General features: G+C 44.3%; 18 protein-coding genes. 8 read left to right on the forward strand and 10 right to left on the reverse strand.

Features of this window, described 5'->3' with window-relative positions; all coding sequences use genetic code 11:
• Positions 1-186: 186 nt before the first annotated feature.
• Positions 187-447: a hypothetical protein gene (locus B3K42_RS03075; protein WP_292596746.1), complete on the forward strand. Its 261-nt coding sequence runs from the start codon at positions 187-189 to the stop codon at positions 445-447.
• Entirely contained in the window at positions 420-827 is a 408-nt protein-coding gene (locus B3K42_RS03080) for a transposase (protein ID WP_292596747.1), read from the forward strand. Before B3K42_RS03075 ends, B3K42_RS03080 begins: the two co-directional genes overlap by 28 nt.
• Before the next feature lie 320 nt (positions 828-1,147).
• On the opposite strand, the gene B3K42_RS03085 is transcribed toward B3K42_RS03080, so the two are convergent.
• From B3K42_RS03085 to B3K42_RS03110, 6 genes are all read right to left on the reverse strand, one after another.
• Positions 1,148-1,585: a hypothetical protein gene (locus tag B3K42_RS03085; RefSeq protein WP_292596749.1), complete on the reverse strand. Its 438-nt coding sequence runs from the start codon at positions 1,583-1,585 to the stop codon at positions 1,148-1,150.
• Between the two features lie 170 nt (positions 1,586-1,755).
• Complete coding sequence (gene rbsK / locus B3K42_RS03090) at positions 1,756-2,646, reverse strand: ribokinase (protein WP_292596751.1); 891 nt, start codon at positions 2,644-2,646, stop codon at positions 1,756-1,758.
• A 56-nt stretch (positions 2,647-2,702) separates the two neighbouring features.
• Positions 2,703-3,581 carry a D-ribose ABC transporter substrate-binding protein gene (locus B3K42_RS03095; RefSeq protein ID WP_292596753.1) on the reverse strand — a complete coding sequence of 293 codons (879 nt, stop codon included), beginning with the start codon at positions 3,579-3,581 and terminating at the stop codon, positions 2,703-2,705.
• A 48-nt stretch (positions 3,582-3,629) separates the two neighbouring features.
• Positions 3,630-4,553 (reverse strand): ABC transporter permease, encoded by a 924-nt coding sequence (locus B3K42_RS03100; protein WP_292596755.1) that lies wholly within the window; start codon positions 4,551-4,553, stop codon positions 3,630-3,632.
• Positions 4,553-6,043: a sugar ABC transporter ATP-binding protein gene (locus B3K42_RS03105; RefSeq protein ID WP_292596757.1), complete on the reverse strand. Its 1,491-nt coding sequence runs from the start codon at positions 6,041-6,043 to the stop codon at positions 4,553-4,555. The genes B3K42_RS03100 and B3K42_RS03105 overlap by 1 nt, the downstream gene beginning before the upstream one ends.
• A complete protein-coding gene (locus tag B3K42_RS03110; RefSeq protein WP_292596758.1) occupies positions 6,036-7,016 on the reverse strand; it encodes a LacI family DNA-binding transcriptional regulator in 981 nt (326 codons plus the stop codon). Before B3K42_RS03110 ends, B3K42_RS03105 begins: the two co-directional genes overlap by 8 nt.
• Positions 7,017-7,248: 232 nt before the next feature.
• On the opposite strand from B3K42_RS03110, the gene B3K42_RS03115 reads away from it, so the two are divergent.
• The gene (locus tag B3K42_RS03115; protein ID WP_292596760.1) at positions 7,249-7,986 is read left to right on the forward strand and encodes an NTP transferase domain-containing protein; all 738 of its coding nucleotides are present in this window, start codon (positions 7,249-7,251) and stop codon (positions 7,984-7,986) included.
• A gap of 246 nt (positions 7,987-8,232) precedes the next feature.
• On the opposite strand, the gene B3K42_RS03120 is transcribed toward B3K42_RS03115, so the two are convergent.
• Genes B3K42_RS03120 through B3K42_RS03135 form a run of 4 tightly spaced genes read right to left on the reverse strand, consistent with a single transcriptional unit; the run spans position 8,233 to position 12,206 of the window.
• The gene (locus tag B3K42_RS03120; RefSeq protein ID WP_292596762.1) at positions 8,233-9,999 is read right to left on the reverse strand and encodes a sensor domain-containing diguanylate cyclase; all 1,767 of its coding nucleotides are present in this window, start codon (positions 9,997-9,999) and stop codon (positions 8,233-8,235) included.
• A gap of 49 nt (positions 10,000-10,048) precedes the next feature.
• A complete protein-coding gene (locus tag B3K42_RS03125; RefSeq protein WP_292596764.1) occupies positions 10,049-10,723 on the reverse strand; it encodes a protease inhibitor I42 family protein in 675 nt (224 codons plus the stop codon).
• Positions 10,724-10,735: 12 nt separating this feature from the next.
• The gene (locus tag B3K42_RS03130) at positions 10,736-11,986 is read right to left on the reverse strand and encodes a M24 family metallopeptidase (RefSeq protein WP_292596766.1); all 1,251 of its coding nucleotides are present in this window, start codon (positions 11,984-11,986) and stop codon (positions 10,736-10,738) included.
• A complete protein-coding gene (locus B3K42_RS03135) occupies positions 11,979-12,206 on the reverse strand; it encodes a hypothetical protein (RefSeq protein ID WP_292596769.1) in 228 nt (75 codons plus the stop codon). The genes B3K42_RS03130 and B3K42_RS03135 overlap by 8 nt, the downstream gene beginning before the upstream one ends.
• Before the next feature lie 125 nt (positions 12,207-12,331).
• On the opposite strand from B3K42_RS03135, the gene B3K42_RS03140 reads away from it, so the two are divergent.
• From B3K42_RS03140 to B3K42_RS03160, 5 genes are all read left to right on the forward strand, one after another.
• Entirely contained in the window at positions 12,332-12,616 is a 285-nt protein-coding gene (locus tag B3K42_RS03140) for a hypothetical protein (RefSeq protein WP_292596771.1), read from the forward strand.
• Between the two features lie 78 nt (positions 12,617-12,694).
• Entirely contained in the window at positions 12,695-12,865 is a 171-nt protein-coding gene (locus tag B3K42_RS03145; RefSeq protein ID WP_292596773.1) for a hypothetical protein, read from the forward strand.
• A 282-nt stretch (positions 12,866-13,147) separates the two neighbouring features.
• Positions 13,148-14,344 (forward strand): threonine synthase, encoded by a 1,197-nt coding sequence (locus B3K42_RS03150; protein WP_292596775.1) that lies wholly within the window; start codon positions 13,148-13,150, stop codon positions 14,342-14,344.
• Between the two features lie 293 nt (positions 14,345-14,637).
• Positions 14,638-16,488: a molecular chaperone DnaK gene (gene dnaK / locus B3K42_RS03155; protein WP_292596777.1), complete on the forward strand. Its 1,851-nt coding sequence runs from the start codon at positions 14,638-14,640 to the stop codon at positions 16,486-16,488.
• A 37-nt stretch (positions 16,489-16,525) separates the two neighbouring features.
• A complete protein-coding gene (locus B3K42_RS03160; protein ID WP_292596779.1) occupies positions 16,526-16,975 on the forward strand; it encodes an Hsp20/alpha crystallin family protein in 450 nt (149 codons plus the stop codon).
• Positions 16,976-17,011: the final 36 nt, after the last annotated feature.

Genomic DNA, 17,011 nt, shown 5'->3' on the forward strand with positions numbered 1-17,011 from the left:
TAACGAGGAATAAACCTAGAGAAAATAACTCTAACTCAGTCCTTTCAACGCTTTACAAAGTTTTCATCGTTAGACTTTTCGGGAACTTAGGCTCTAAAGTACAATCACAATCAGAAGTGGTATTGCCAGGCACAGGTTCCCCTTACCATTGGTAGAATCAGCGATGGTTTCTTTCCTCTGGAGATGATGTTCTCGAACTCGAATGGAGGTCCCACCAAGCTTGAAAGACTTATAGATTGGCTGAAAGAGAACGAGAAAAGGGTTGCAGTACTTCTTGGAGACTCCTGGTACACCAACAGCCACATGATAGAGTCCTGCAAACTTTGGTTCGGAATCACTTTCATTGGAAAAGTCAGGGGAAATCTCTTATTCAAGACAGAGGACTCTATCATCAGAGTATTTCACTACCAGAACTCTGTGTGGGATTTTCAGAGGAAGTCATCATAAGAGATAGAACCGCCAGATTCCACCAGAGAGTTGTTCACTTCAAGTCCGTTAGAGTTCCTCTCAAGATAGTTATGGCTGAGCTGGATGGTGGGAGAAGAACCACCCCGATCTCTTCAGATACGGAGCTTTCATCTGAGGATATCTTTCTGTATTATCTCCACAGATGGTCCATAGAGTCCTACTTCAAGACTGCCAAACAACACTTCTCGCTCGCAAAAGCCGGACTCTCAACTGAAGATGGCCAAAAGCATTGGATTATCCTGATTGTTCTTGCCTATCTGATTTTCAATGACCTTCACCGATTCATTCTCGAGAAGACTAAGCTGAAAGATATGATGTGTTCGAAACACCATAGAGGAATCTCAAGCTCAGGTCTTTAGTCCTCGAACAGGTCAAAATCGATTTCCATCTTCTCCATTCCAATTTCCGCTCTCCTTCTCTTGTTCCTTTCTATTAGTTGTTACATACACGCACTTCGTGAGTAAGAGACAATGAATCCTACTACAATCGTGAGGTAATTCCAGAAACTCCATTTTCTGTGTAGCCTTATGCTCAAGTCATCTAGGACCTGAGTTCCACGAGAATATGCAATAGAGTATTTCTCATCGGTTAATAGCCTCACAATCGACGCCAGTTCGATCTTCATACCGCATAGGCGTTTAACGTCTGCTCTCTCTTATGCGCTGTCGTCTATAGCGATCTAAACTATGATGCCGTCTCCAGAAGACAGGGCTTTGAAGGGTCTATCTTCGGGAACTCCCAAACTCGCTATATATTCAAACTCATCGCCAGAACGGCCGATTATAATCTCTTCCTTAACTATGCTCGCCCCAGATATAAAAGAATTGTGAAAGAGGAGATGATCTAGAAAATATGAAAGAAATTCATTGTCTTCGTCTTCCTTTTCGACCGCTTCTTTCATTCTGTCCCAATAAAAGTAGTCGTAGAAAACTGTTCTTATGTTCTCCTTCGCGATAATCTCTACGGAACTGGAAAGTTGCTTCTCCAAATTGGAGTAGCGATTTTCAATCATAATTGCTGTTACAGTAGACAGAAACACTGCACCCATAAGCGCTATAAAAAGCAGTATGAATTCAGCTCTCAAAAGAGTACCAGGAGCAATAAAACTTCGATTCATATCTTTCTAACACTTGAAGAGTATCTCCAGACTAAATTAGTGTCAGTCAAAATAAGGAAACAGACTCAGCCTTACTTTCGCAGAGAGTTACACGGAGGAGAAGTTTCTCAAATTAGATTAGTTTCATAAGCAATCTAGTTTTTCGATAGTCACCAATAACTCTTGAAATCTCATTCGCCAAGGAGACTTCCAATCTCTTCATTTCGAGGGATCGACTTCTGGGCTCCCCTTCTGGTAACCGATAATGCTGCAGCTGCACAGGCATACCTGAGAGAAGCGTGAAGATCAAGTCCTCTGTCCAGCGAGCAGGCAAAAGCCCCATTGAAAACATCGCCAGCTGCGGTTGAATCAATGGCTCTTACTTTGAAGGCCGGGACCACCAAACTCTTCGATCTTCCAGAGAAGAAGACCCCTTTATTTCCTCTCTTAAGAAGCACATCTTCACATCCCATCTTGTGAAGCTTTGCAGTAGCTTCTTCAATGCCCAGGTTGTATCCCGCAAGCTCGGCCATCTCTGTTTCGTTTGGGGTTATGATGCTAACGTATCGCAGAATCGACTTGTCGATATTACTTGATGGCGCAGGATCAAAGATGACCGTCTTTCCGGCTTCGCTGAAGAGTTTCGCTGCATAGAGAGTCGATTCGAACGGGATTTCGTTCTGGAGAAGAAGAATGTCGGCTTTTAGCAGGCTTTCTCTAGAATCGGCAATAATCTCCGGAGACAGGTGAAAGTTTGCACCAGGGTATACTATTATCCTGTTCTCTCCTGAACTTGAAACCTCTATCAAAGCGACTCCGTTTGGAGAATCGACATATCTTATTCCATTACCAAGATCAATGGCTTCCAGTTCTCTTTTCATCATCTGGGCATTTCCATCGTTTCCCAGACAGGTAAGGAAGTAGACCTCTCCACCAAGTAGTCTTGATGTTACTGCCTGATTAGCACCCTTGCCTCCTGGATAGTAAGACAGCTCCAATCCCTTCTGAGTCTGACCCGGTAAGGTGAAGTCATCTACGTTAATTACCATATCGACGTTGCTGCTTCCTATAACTGCTATCATAAGAGCCTCTAAAAAAGCCGGAGGGAGATCCCCATCCCCCCGGCCTCCTGGTCTTATTACTTCAACGTTACTAACTGTAGATCTACAGGAATGTAAATCGTACCGATAGTCAGATACTCGAACGCTTTGACAACAGCCAGCTGACCCATCACAAATGGTTGCTGGGCAACAGTAGCCGCCATTTCACCGGCATTTACCGCTGCAACAGCATCATCAACGGCATCGAAGCCTACGACTTTGATCTTATCTAGAAGACCGGCGGCTTTTATGGCTTCGATTGCTCCAAGAGCCATCTCGTCATTGTGAGCAAAAACAGCATCGATATTGGGATTCGCCTGAAGGATGTTCTCCATTACTACAAGTCCTTCGGCTCTGTTGAAGTTTGCAACCTGTTTCGCAACGATCTTGATATCCGGGTATTTGGAAATAGCTGCACCAAAGCCCTGTCCACGATCTCGCGCAGCCGACGTTCCAACGATTCCTTCAAGTTCAACTACGTTACCCTTTCCGCCGAGAAGCATTGCGACGTACTCACCGGCCATCATACCGCCTGCAACATTGTCGGAAGCAATATGCGCAATCACCATTCCGCCATTGGCTCCTCTGTCAACTGTTATCACCGGTATTCCAGCCTTATTAGCTTCCTCCACTGCAGTGACAATCGCATCGCTGTCAGTCGGGTTAATGACTATTAGATCCAATTTCTGCTGCACAAAATCTTCAATATCACCTAACTGCTTGGCAGGGTTGTCTCGGCCATCAGCCACGATTACTTCTACTCCTAGACCAGCCGCTGCCTGAAGGGCTCCGTCCCTAAGCGTTACAAAGAACGGATTATTGAGAGTGGATAGAGAGAGTCCAATTCTGTAGGTTGCTCCAAAAAGGAACGCCGATGCTGCTACCAGAAAAACGGTAATTACAAGTAGTTTCTTCATTTCAGTACCTCCTTATCAAAAATTGGCCTTGAAGGCCTAAACAAATACCTAATCACTGTTTCTTTCCGCCATGACTGCCAGGAGTATTACGGCTCCTTTCACTGCTTGTTGGTAGAATGGTGAGATAAGAACAAGATTCATACCGTTGTTTATTATTCCAAGGACCATAATACCGAAAATTGTTCCTATTATCGATCCTTTTCCACCGGAGAGGCTTGTCCCTCCTAGAACCACCGCGGCAATGGCATCCAACTCATAACCCTCTCCAAATATTGGCTGGGCACTATTGAGTCTAGCAGTCAAAATGAGTGCGCTCAGCGCGGCCAGGAGACCGCTTATAGTATAAATAACTATCTTGTATCTATCTACTTTGACACCGCTTAGTTTCGTTGCCTCTTCGTTTCCACCTATTGAGTAAGTGTAGAGACCCAACTTCGTATTAAAGAGAAGATACCAGGCGAAAACAAACACTCCAAGCATTATTAAAACAGGCACGGGAATTCCGAAGATCTCTCCACGCCCGATTTCCCTGAAACTTGCTGGAAAACCGGTTATCGGTCTTCCCTGAGTGAATGCCTGCGTAAAGCTTCTGGCGATAGCCATAGTGGCAAGAGTTACTATGAAAGGCTGAAGCTTCATCTTGGCAATTATCACGCCGTTGAAGGCGCCCATGAGAGCACCTATTCCTAGTGCCGCCAGGATTCCAAGTAAAGGAGAAGTGCTCTTTATAACGCTTGCCCCGACTACTGCTGAGAAAGCGAATATCGAACCTACTGAAAGGTCTATGCCTCCAGAGATTATTACGAAGGTCATTCCGAATGCGATTATTCCGTTTATAGATACCTGCCTAAGAACATTCATGAAATTTGAAACGGTAAAGAATCTATCGCTTAGAAAGCTAAACACAAGAACGATTCCAAAAAAGCCGACAACAATTGGAAATCTTCTTAAAAGACTGAGGGTCTTCTTCATCATTGTTCCCCCATTGCCGCAGAAATTATGTTCTGCTGATTAATATCCTTTCTTTCAAATATGACTACCTGACGACCACGGTGCATTACAAGTACTCGATCGCTCATGCTCGTTATTTCTGGCAGTTCAGAAGATATCATGATTATCCCCTTACCCTGATTTGCCAGTTCATTCATTAGCCGGTAGACCTCAACCTTTGCTCCAACGTCAATTCCCCTGGTGGGCTCGACGAAGACTACGATTTCAGGCGATTTTGTAAGCCCCTTTGCGAGAACTACTTTCTGTTGATTTCCACCTGACAGGTTGTTAACTTTTTGATCTGAAGAAGGTGTCTTTATAGCCAGTCTATTTATCATATTTTCGGCAAGTTTCCTGCTCGCTCTCCAACTAATATTACCCAGTTTGCTTACGAGTTCTGTATTTGGTAGAACAACGTTCTTTGTTATACTCAAAGATGTCACCAGCCCCTGTGTCTTCCGATCCTCGGGTATGAGAATAACTCCTCTAGACAATGCTTGGTCAGGCCTCGTAGGAAATGGGAATGATTTGCCGGAAAGCTCTGCCCTATTCGCAGTTGCTTTTATGCCACCGTATATGGCTAGAGCAATCGCGCCCTTGCCAGAGCCCACAAGACCCGATATCCCGAGGATCTCACCTCTTTTCACTTCGAAAGAGACATTTTCGAAGTGTCCAGGTACTGAAAGACCATCAACCGCGAAGACGGTTTCTCCCGTTACGAAGTTCTCTTTAGGGAACATATCGTCGATTCTTCTTCCTACCATATCCTTTATCAAACGGTCGCCAGTGTAGTCTCCGATAGGGCCGGAAGATATTAATGATCCATCTCTCAATATCGTGATCCTGTCGGCTATTTCGAAAACCTCTTCAAGTTTATGAGAAATAAAAACTATCGACACACCTTTTTCTTTAAGCTCCCTCATTAGCTTGAACAGTATCGCCGTCTCATGCTCGGTTATTGTTGCGGTAGGTTCATCCATAACGATTATTCTTGCATCGGAAGCCATAGCTCTAGCGATCTCGACAAGCTGTTTTTCGGAGACATTAAGCTTCTTAACTATCGCGCCTGCGCGTACTGGAAAGTTGAGCGAGCTCAGAAGCTTTTCGGCTCTTCTTCTGAGGTCTCTACGATTAAGATTCCACCACGAGCTCATCTCTCTTCCCAAATATATGTTCTCGGCAACTGTGAGATCTTCACTAAGATTCAACTCCTGGTAGATTACCGCTATTCCACGCTCTATAGAATCTGAAGGTCCCTCAATACGAACTTCATTACCTTCGAGAAATATCTTCCCTTCATTTTGCCTGTAAACACCACTCAATATCTTCATGAGAGTCGACTTGCCAGCGCCGTTTTCACCTATCAGAGCAAGAATCTCTCCTCGCTTTAGATCGAAACTGACGTTATCCAGCGCCTTTACTCCGGGAAAGCTCTTGGAGATGCCCTCCATCTTGAGAATGAAATCATCCATTGCTGCTCCCCCTGATTTGAAGTGAAGTCTTCAGAAGAATCGTGCTGTTTGTTTTCTGACCGCTGATCTTTCTCAGAAGTATCTCACCGGAAGCCCTACCCATAGCGTATCCATCTTGACGCACGGTAGTCAACGTAGGATTGGTCATACTTGAGAAGAGTATGTCATCGAATCCTGTAACCGATACTTTTCCAGGTACATCGTATTCCATCTCGGTCAACTCCATTATCGCTCCGAATGCTATCATATCGTTACCACATACTATAGCATCGGGTATTCCCTTGAGTTTTCTCAGCATCTCTCTACCGCTTTCAAAGGTATAGTCTCCAAAATGTATCTCGAAACTCCTATTCTCTTCTGAGATAGCATCTTCAAATGCCCTAAGCCTTTCTCTTGAGGAAAATGTGTTCACGGGACCATTTAGAAAGGCAAAGCTTTTGTGACCCCCTTTAATTAGATAATTCATCATCTTTTTCATCCCATCGTAATTGTCTGAAAAAACATAAGAGACTTCATCCCAATCTTGATAGTTGTCGATAATCACAATGGGCAGATTTGACGAAATCGACTTAACAAACTCAGGAAGCTCTCCGAGGATTATTGCACCAATTCCCTCAATATTCCGTGAATACAGAGCCTTTAGAAGCTCCTCCTCTTTCAAAGAATCGCCAGATGAACTGGCAAGAAAAATGAAGTATCCCTTCTCGCGCAGATAATCTTCAGCTCCCTTCACTATTTCGGAGAAAAAGGGATTCACTATATCGGGGATAAGAAAGCCTATCATACCGCTACTGCCGATTCTGAGGCCTCTGGCAAGCCTATTGGGAACATAACCAAGCTCCCGAGAGGCTCTAATGACTCTTTCTTCGAGCTCGGGACTTACATATAGGCTCTTGTTAAGTACTCTGGAGACTGTGGCTGTCGAAACCCCGGCCTTCTCCGCTACTTCACGTATACTGATCTTAGTCTTCACTGATATTAAAGATCCTCCTGTAAACGTTTACGTAAACGATTACACACCAATATAAACACTCCCGTATTGTAATAGCCAAATCCCATCGAATCTAATCCTGTCCGCTCAGCGAAAGCACAAAGCGATTATCGGTGAATTACTCTTCTATACTTTTCCTTTCTCGTTCAGTCGTACCTGGTCATGAGTACAGCTTCGATCGATAGAAAGTGTTATTATTCTTCAGATCGATGAGATGAAAGGACCTGTTTCGGTTATGATTCCAGTTATTCTTGCCGCAGGAATGGGGAAACGTCTGAAGTCATTAGTTCCAAAACCTCTGATGAATATGAAGGGAAGACCTATGGTAAAGCATGTTCTTGAAAAGGCTTTCGAGGTCTCTAAATGTGACAGAGCGGTAGTAGTAATAAACCTTGATTTTGAGAGAGATTTCGCAGATAGCATAGTTTTCCCGGTTAGTTATGCATATCAGGAGACTCCAAGAGGAACTGCCGATGCCCTGCAAAAAGCCCTCCAACTCGTACCGGAAGATGAGGATATTCTCGTTCTATGCGCCGATCTTATACTCATATCTAGAGAGTCGCTGAACTCTCTGGTAGAGCTTTACAATGAAAGCAGTTGTGATATTACCTTTCTCTCAAGAATAACTCAAACGAAGTATCCATGCACTCTGGTGGAGAAAGATGAAAGTGGCAGAGTAGTGAGCTTTGAGGAGAAGAAGGTGCCCGATTGTGACCCACCCTGGGAGTTCTATATAGGCCCGATAATTCTAAAGAAAAGCGTTGTAGAAACTTTCAGCTATGCTCTGAAACCAAATAAATTGACAGGAGAAATTTACATATCTGACATAGTATCGATGGCAGTAGCTGATAATAAGATTGTGTGCGGTTTTAGAACGTCAAACACGGACGAATTTCTTGGCTTTAACACTCCGGAGGATCTGAAGAACGCCGAACGCTTTCTTGGAGATTGAACCTTTGATAAAAGGGTCTAGTCATGTTCTCAGAGACCAGAGAAACCACAGGCAAAACCTCTTTGAAGTTCAAAGTGGTTTTTGTAGCAAACTTCCCCTGATTTACGAATACCGGGATGAATCCCTGTCTTTACTTAATGTCCATTATTCGGCACAAGAAGAAAGGAGGTTTCTTCTGAGGAATTAGTCGTCTCGATGCATTTTCTCGTAACATCAGAAAGTCTGAAAAACAGTAATCTCAAATGGTTAGGTGATAGTCACTCTCTTTGACTCTTTTGAGAGATTCTCCTTGTTTTCATACATCTTTTCGTCGGCTACGATCAGCAATTCTCTAATCGTCTTCCCATCATCAGGAAATACTGCAATACCGACACTGGCAGTCAGTTTCAAGCCTCTTCCCTTGACAGAAAAGGGGTCTTCAAAGGCTTGATGGATTCTCGTTTCTGCTTCTCTAGACCCTTCCTTTCCCGTTGAAGGCAGTATGAACACAAATTCGTCGCCGCCCATTCTTGCAATGAGATCACTTTTGCGGCAGACGTTACTCAGGCGCTTGCCAACGCTTTTTAGAAGCTCATCACCAAAGTCATGTCCAAGAGTGTCATTGACTCCTTTGAAATCATTGAGATCGAGATAAAGGATAGCCATTTCTTCCCCGTTCCGTCTTGAGAGCTCTATTTGCCTCATCGCGCAATCGAAGAAGGCCCTGCGATTCGGAAGACCTGTCAGATGATCTTCCATCGACAGTCTTTCCATTAATTCTCTTTGTCTTCTAAGCTCGTTTACCGTGTTAATTCTCCAAAGAAGAACCGATATGGCCTTTCCAAATCCAATCGCGGTATTCATAATTTCCTCATCTTCAAAGGCAGTTGAAGAACTGAAACTGTCGAGATTGAAGTACATCTTGACATCGCCATCTATCTTTATTGGGATGGAGAGAGTACTCTTGATCTCCAATAACCTTCCTCCCTTGATGATCCTCTTCAACCGCTCACTATCCATTTTATAGTCAACGCTGTAATCCTTTATTATCACCACCTCGTCGCTGCTCTTCTGAATGAGCTCCTCCGGAGCAAAAGAGATCGGCTTCAGTTCTTCAAAATCATATTTGTAGGTAGCTACGAAGTGAAAGCGATTGTCATCCTCTCTAAGCAGAAAGGCGGCTGCATCGGCCCTGGGAAAAGACTGAACGCACTTCATGAGAAAGTACTTGTAGGTCTCCTCATCGAAATCACTTTCGAGCACTTCTGTAATTAACTCGTTGAGAACTTTCTGGAATCTGTTCTGCTCAACAAGAGCCGATTCGATTCTTCTCACATGCGTTACGTCTTTGAAGGTCAGTATAATCGAATCAGGATCTTCATTTGCATTCCTCCCAATCACCAGACTAATCTCAGCAACGAGTTGTGATTCGCCGGACGTAATCAGCTCGACTTCAAATGCAGATACATTCTGGCCTGCGAAGAGAGAAGATCTTGCTTCTCTGAATTTTTTCTCGCCCTTTTCAGAAAGAAAGTCCGAAAGCTTTTTCATCTTCAGTTGCTCTTCGTTGTATCCCAGTAGATCACATGCGGTTTTGTTCGTATAAAGAACATTTTCCGATAGGTCTAGCAGGAGAATACCGTCCAACGAGTTACTCAAAACTGCGCTGAATTCGGATATTCTTTTCTTTCGCTCCCTAATATGATAGATTGAACTTGCCAGAAGAATTGGAAAACCCACAACTAAGAGAGCCACGGAAATGAACTCGTAGTAATTCATTCGGGTAAGTGCTTCAAGTAAATCGAAGTATGTCGAAAGTGACAGCAGAATGAGTCCAAGCGGTATTCCCCTATGAAGCTCCCTGTTCCCTAGAAGATAAGCTGCAACGAGCGAAACCCCAATAATGACCATTTCGCTCAGTACTGCCAGCAGCCTGACTGGCTGAAAAGAGTGCATTGAAAATACTATTGCCGAAACAACTATTATCAAAATTGATGTCAGATATACTTGCAGCTTACCTCCCGGAATAGTCAACTAAGGATCACCTCAGTTATATTATACAGTCGCATGGTAATTCCAGAGTTCATCGCACACAGATATTGTAGGCTTTATAATCTACCGCTGATTTCTCGCCTTCCCATGATCTAAAATATCTAAAAACAATTGCTGAATTGCCACCATCTACCGCCTGGAAAGTCCAGGTGACTTTCGAAGGGGCTCCGACTTTCCCGCTATCGTCGGCCAGGACTTTCTTACCAATTTCGCTGATTCCGTCTCCAAGTATCTGATACTGCCATGAGTATCCCGTGCTGGCATTCTCTTCGAGAGTTACAGTGAAGGTTGAGCCGAGGGAAACTTCGTTAATGAGAATATTGAAATCAACCTGGCCTTTTTCCTCACCAGTTACATCAACGGTCAATGCCCTGAAGTCTATCGATTGCTTTTCCCCTTCCCACTCCCTGAAGAGTCTTAAGGTGATCAGCGCTTTCCCCTCTCTTGCTGCAGTCATTATCCAACCTTTGACAGAAGGAGCACCCGGCATCATACTGGGTGCGCTGTGCTCTTCAAGGAAGTTTCTCAGCACACCTGTCGGCTCCGCGAAAATATGCCAAAGATATCCCGTGGAAGGATTCTCCTGAATCTCGAGTATGGCAAGATCAGTTACACCCATTGAATTGGCTGACTCCTTCAACTCAATCGCAAGCCCCGATGTGATTATCAATGCGATATAGCAAATTGCTATCAGTGCTTTCTTCATGGTTCACACCTCCTATATTAGAAAAAGCTCTTCCTGCCTTCCATCCAGATAGTCAATCTCGTTGTTTCTGAAAGCGACAGTCTCCTCCAAGAATCCATAAACCGGCTGGCCACTCCAAGAAGCCACTGGAGATCTGTTGTTCAACTCCATGGCAAAACAAGCAGAATCCCTGATTTTGAGATCCCCCGTCCCCTTAATTCCTTCCTGGTTATTCCAAAGTCCTATGATTGGCCCCGCTCCGTGTCCATGATAGCCGACCGGATGAGAATAGATCGTCGCATTCAGATCTCTTTCTGCTGCGTCTTTCAATGACATTCTTAACAGCTCGTTCCCTCTAATACCCTCAGTGAAATTTCGTGCCAGAATGTCCTGAACCTCGTTTGTCTTGGAAACAACATCTTGCAGCCCTTCCGGTACACTACTTCTACTTTTCCTTTTCAGGTAGAACATTTGCTGTGTATCTGTCGCAAGACCATTACAGATGAAACCAAAATCGCAGTGCAGAAGATCTCCCTCCTCTACCACTCCCGTACTTCTTGGATCTTCCACACCCTTTCTCTGGAAGTCTACATCTGGGCCGAACCATGTTTTCAGACCAATATCATATGAAAGCTTCTTGAGCAGGAGCTCCAAATCTCTAGTTTTCGTGACTCCCGGTACAATGTTGTCTCTCGAAAAGGCATTTCTGATTATTACGTGAGCTATTCTGTCTAGATTTCTGTAAACCTCAATCTCCTTCTCGCTTCTAGTCTGCAACCAGTTGACCGCAATGTTTTCGGCACTAACCATAGCAACCTCATCACAAAGCCTTCTCTTGAGAGACTGGAGAAGTGAAAGCGTAATCCCGTCGGCGAGTGCGAAATTCTCCGAATAGTCTACTCCTAGAGTCTTTACCCTTAAGTCCATCAACAGCTTCCCTATTGAATCGAAGATATCTCCGTCTTCAACTTTCCACGCAGATTCATAGTAGTCGCTCATCTGACTACCATATGGAGACAAAACAAATCTATTATTCTTCGTGAATAAGAAGGCTGTTATTCTGCTGGCTCCGTAAAACGAACCGGGAAGAAGCGTACTTATGATGGGATCTTCGTTATTTTCCCTTCCGATGACCATCCAGCCATCGAAATCTTCTTCTTCAAGAAGACCCGGCATAATATAATCCAGTCTATCAAGCAGAACCTCGTTGTGTTCACCGATTCTCTCTTCCTCAGAGGGCATGTTGGCAGCTATCTCTTCATATTCATCCGCAAATCTATTCATCGGCTCCTCCGTTATCCTTTCCAATGGGGATATCGACTTCCGACTTTTCGAGAAGCTTCTTCAGATAATCCGCATTCTTTTCCAAAAAGCTCTCTTCGGTCGCCAGATGAATTCCGACCGGACCTTTGCTTCTGATTCGCAGTCTCTTGTAAGAGCTCTTCTGACGACTTATGAGCCTGTAGGTAATCCCGTCAATTTCAACAAACCCTTTGATCTCCAATTTGTCACCTCCTGAGATAATCTATCATGTATACTCCGCAAAACAAAGAACAGTCCAAGTCTTCTTGCTTTGCCGATGAGATGCAGAGTAAAATTGAGGAACCGAAATTGGAGGAGATAGTGTTGTTGGTTAAGATCGAACCGGAGAAATTCCAGAGTCTAGAGACTATTGATGAAGAACTTGGCCAGAACCTTATGGCTTTGTCTGTCATCGAATTGTATACGAGGGGAGCCGTTTACGTCGATGATCCCGAGAAACAAAACATCTCAGTAATCTGGAACTTCTGTGATTCGGTTCTAGTTGGAGGCATGGTTGAAGAGAATTCGCTCATCCCCTTGCGCGATCTCTTTTCTAAAACTCTTATGGTGCTGGCAAGAGAGTCAGGAATTCCTCTTCTGAATTTCTATTGAACTCCAGCCGCGTTTGAAAGACTTGGAAGCATCCTAATTACTTTGAATCCCAGGCAGGTGAGAAGATCTCTATTCCAAATGCGATCTTTGAAGGACCTGAAAACAGAGAATCTCAACATTGATAAGACTCCCCTAAGAATAACCGGCGAAATGCTTGAGATGGGACTGGTTAACACCCAAGTTCTTGAAGGCTGGATATACTCTTTTTGGAAAGATGTGGATTCCTTCATCAGTAATAGCGGTGGTTAGATAGTAGTCAGAAATGGTACGATCCTAAGTTGGTGCATCGGTGCGTACAGGTCTGCCGATAGAATTGAGGCGGGTCTGGAGACAGTAGAAGAATCTAGAAATAAGGGGTTGGTCTGGCTGTTGCAAGAGCATGAATGAATGAATTCTCATCGAACGGATTGACAGTTGACTGGCATCGCAACTCGACGAACTGCCCTTTGCTCTTAATTGCCAGAAAGCTCGGGTTTAAAGAAATCCTTGAATACAGTATCTATCAGATAGACACTTGAAAGGAGCGAAACAATGAGATCATTAGGACTAATATGCACCGCTTGCGGAAAGGAGTACTCGGATGGACATTTTCGCTGCGAGTGCGGAGAACCTCTTGAAGTAGTTATTGAAAAGAAGAAGACTGTGAAAATAGGGTTCAACCGATTTGGTATTCTAAATAGCTTCTCAGATCTCCTTCCTGGACTAGAAGACAAAAACTCCCTTTCTTTGGGCGAGGGGTTCACCCCGCTGACCAGACTCGGTGACACAGACTCTTCAGGGATGGAACTGTACGCCAAAAATGAATCTGTCAATCCAACATGGTCATTCAAGGACAGGGGAAGCTATCTAGCTGTCCTCGATGCTATTCGCAGAGGCTACAACCATATTGGAACGGTATCTACTGGAAATATGGCGGCTTCAGTTGCTGCCTACGGTAAGAGAGCGGGATTGGAAACCACGATTCTTGTCTCCGATTCGATTCCAGATGAAAAGGTCTCTCCAATTTCGATATACGGTTGCAGAATTATCAAGGTTGCAGGTGATTATGGCCAGCTGTACTACAATTCTCTAGAAGCCGGAAGGAATAGCACAATCTACTTTGCAAATTCCGACGTTCCGATGAGGGTTGAAGGATCGAAAACTATTGCCTTCGAAATATTTCTTCAGTTAGGAGAAAGGGTTCCAGACTTTGTTATTGTTCCGACTAGTTCTGGAGGCAATTTAAGGGGAATTGAAAAGGGCTTCCGCGAGTTGAGGGACTCTGGATTGTCAGCCAGTATCCCACGATTGATCGTTGCGCAGGCCACAGGTTGCTGCCCAATTGACCTTGCTTTTTCATCTCGCGCTTCCAAAATCACGAGATTTCACCATCCCAAAACCATGGCTCATGCAATTGAGAATCCTTTCCCGCCAAGTGGAAACGCGGTCTTAAGAATACTCAAGAAAAATGATGGAATGACTGTAGCAATAGATGAAGCGAATATCCTAAAAGCCCAAAGAAGCCTCGCAAACAACGGGCTCTTCGTGCAGCCAGCAAGCGCCGTTGCTTATGCAGCTCTTTCCAAACTACGGGGAGAGATGGATTTGAGAAAAGCGATAGTGGTAGCTGTTTTGACAGGCTCAGGTCTCAAATATCCTGCGATACTTAAGGAACATTCTTCCTACGTTGAGTCAACCGCTCTTGCATCTCTTGAAGAAGTTCTGAAAAAGAAACCAACGCTTCATTGACCAAAAATTCTCCTTGAAGTCCAGTTCCTCTTCGGATAGCCGCACTTAACAGAAACTATTGGAGAGTCCTGGGTGAAATATGGCAAAAAAACTTTAAAAAATCCTAATTCTATTATCAGTCTATGACTAAGAACGCTATACAATTGTCTTGCGAGATTATTTAGATGATCTAATACCCTATTATATAAGCACTCTAGAGTTGTCACATCTTACATTATTCTTGTTGACAGGTTGATTTCTCTTGCCTATAATAGTGTTGTAGAAGTTAAGTTGGTGGTAAGGAGGAAAATCAAATGGCAAATAAGGAATACACAGTAGGTATCGACCTTGGAACTACAAATTCGGTAATTTCCTGGGTAAAGCCTGACGGCAACGTTGAGGTTATTCCAAATGCAGAAGGTAATCGGACAACCCCTTCGATAGTTTCGTTCAGCAAGACAGGTGAAATCATTGTTGGCGAACCCGCGAAGAGGCAGACAATATTGAACGCTGATAGAACGGTACGATCAATTAAGAGGAAGATGGGTTCTGATTTCAAAGTAAGGATTGATGACAAGGAATACTCTCCTCAGGAAATAAGTGCCTATATTCTCAAGAAGATGAAGACCGACGCCGAGGCTTACCTCGGAGGAAAGATAACACAGGCAGTCATTACTTGTCCCGCATATTTCAACGATGCTCAGAGACAGGCCACAAAAGAGGCAGGTATAATTGCTGGGCTGGAAGTCCAGAGGATTATTAACGAACCGACAGCAGCTGCCGTTGCTTACGGAATCGATAAGAAACGTGGAGATAAGAAGATCATAGTATACGATTTGGGTGGAGGAACCTTCGATGTTTCCGTTCTAGACATAGGTGACGGAGTAGTTGAAGTTTTATCGACTTCGGGCAACAATCACCTCGGTGGAGATGACTTCGATCAGAGGTTGATAGACCATATAGCAGAAGACTTCAGAAAGAAGAACAACGTTGATCTTCGAAAAGACAAACAAGCGTTCCAGAGACTGAAGGACGCCGCGGAAAGAGCCAAGATAGAGCTTTCTTCAAAGTTTGAAACGGAGATTTCCCTGCCTTTCATAACTGCAACGGCTGATGGGCCACTGCATCTCGAAATGAAGATAACGAGATCTACGTTTGAATCCCTAATAAAAGATCTTGTGGAAGGCACCAGGGAACAGATAGAAAGAGCAATGAGCGACGCAAAGCTTTCACCAAAAGAGGTTGATGAAGTGCTTCTCGTTGGAGGTTCAACGAGAATACCGATGGTTCAGAGTTTCATCAAGTCGATCTTCGGCAAAGACCCTAACAAGAACATAAACCCCGATGAAGCAGTGGCAATTGGTGCAGCGCTTCAGAGCGGTATTCTTTCGGGCAGCGTGGAAAGCGATCTGGTGCTCGTAGACGTTACGCCTCTCACTTTAGGAGTCGAGGTTATGGGCGGTTTGATGGAACCGATAATCGAAAGAAACTCCACGGTTCCCGTGAAAAAGTCTAAGGTCTTCACAACCGCGGCAGACGGTCAGACCGAAGTAGAAGTGGCAGTGTTCCAGGGAGAAAGAACCTTGGCCAGAGACAACATGTCTCTTGGAAGCTTCAAGCTTACAGGAATTGCACCCGCACCTAGGGGAGTTCCTCAAATTGAAGTGACTTTCGATATAGACAGCGACGGCATAGTTCATGTTTCCGCAAAAGACCTGGGAACCAATAGAGAACAATCAATGGTAGTCAGCGGAAGACAAAAGATGTCGGAAGAAGAGATAAAGAGAGTGGTAGAGGAAGCAAAGAAATACGAAGAACAGGACAAACAAAAGAAACAGGAAATTGAGCTGAAAAATCAAGCTGACCAGCTCGCATATAGTATCGACAAACTCCTTAGCGAGAGCGGCGACAGGATTTCATCCGAAGACAGGGGTAAACTTGAAAGCCTCGTGAAGGACCTAAGGGATGCAATCAACGAAGACAATATGCAGAGGGTGAAGCTTCTGTTTGATCAGCTTCAAAAAGAGAGCATGAGAGTTGGACAGAGTGTTTACGAGAAAGCACAGGCTCAAACTCCTGCAGACGGAGTCCCACAGGAAGGTGATAACAATGACAATGACAGTGACAGTGGTACCGAGTATATACCGCCGGAAGACAGCAAGTAACAGAATCTATAGAAATCCAGAGAATGGAGGTGTTAATATGTTGGCAATCAGAAGAGGAAGCGATCTTTTCAGACCGTTTGAGGAGATTCAAAGAGAAATGGACAGACTCTTTAACGACGCCTTCAAAGGGCTGAGCGACCAGTCGAGAGAACCATCGATGTTTAGTCCTGAAGTTGACATCTACGAGAAGGACAACTCTGTCTTCATTGAAATTGACATCCCAGGAATCAAGAAGGATGAACTCGAAATCAAGGTAGAAGATGATGTTCTCTCAATCAAAGGCGAGAAAAAGCTTGAAAGAGAGGAAAAGGAAAGAGACTACCACCGCTACGAGAGATATAGCGGAGCATTCCAGAGAATATTCAGGCTTCCTGAATACGTGAAGAGTGATGATGTCAAAGCGAAATACGAAGACGGTGTCCTTAAACTCGAGCTCCCCAAAAAAGAAGAAGTCAAGAAAGAAGCTATTCAAGTAAAGATCGACTAACGTTAGAAAGGAACTAAGAGGGCGCTTTCGGGCGCC

This window comes from Mesotoga sp. UBA6090, from assembly GCF_002435945.1.
Classification (GTDB): Bacteria; Thermotogota; Thermotogae; order Petrotogales; family Kosmotogaceae; genus Mesotoga.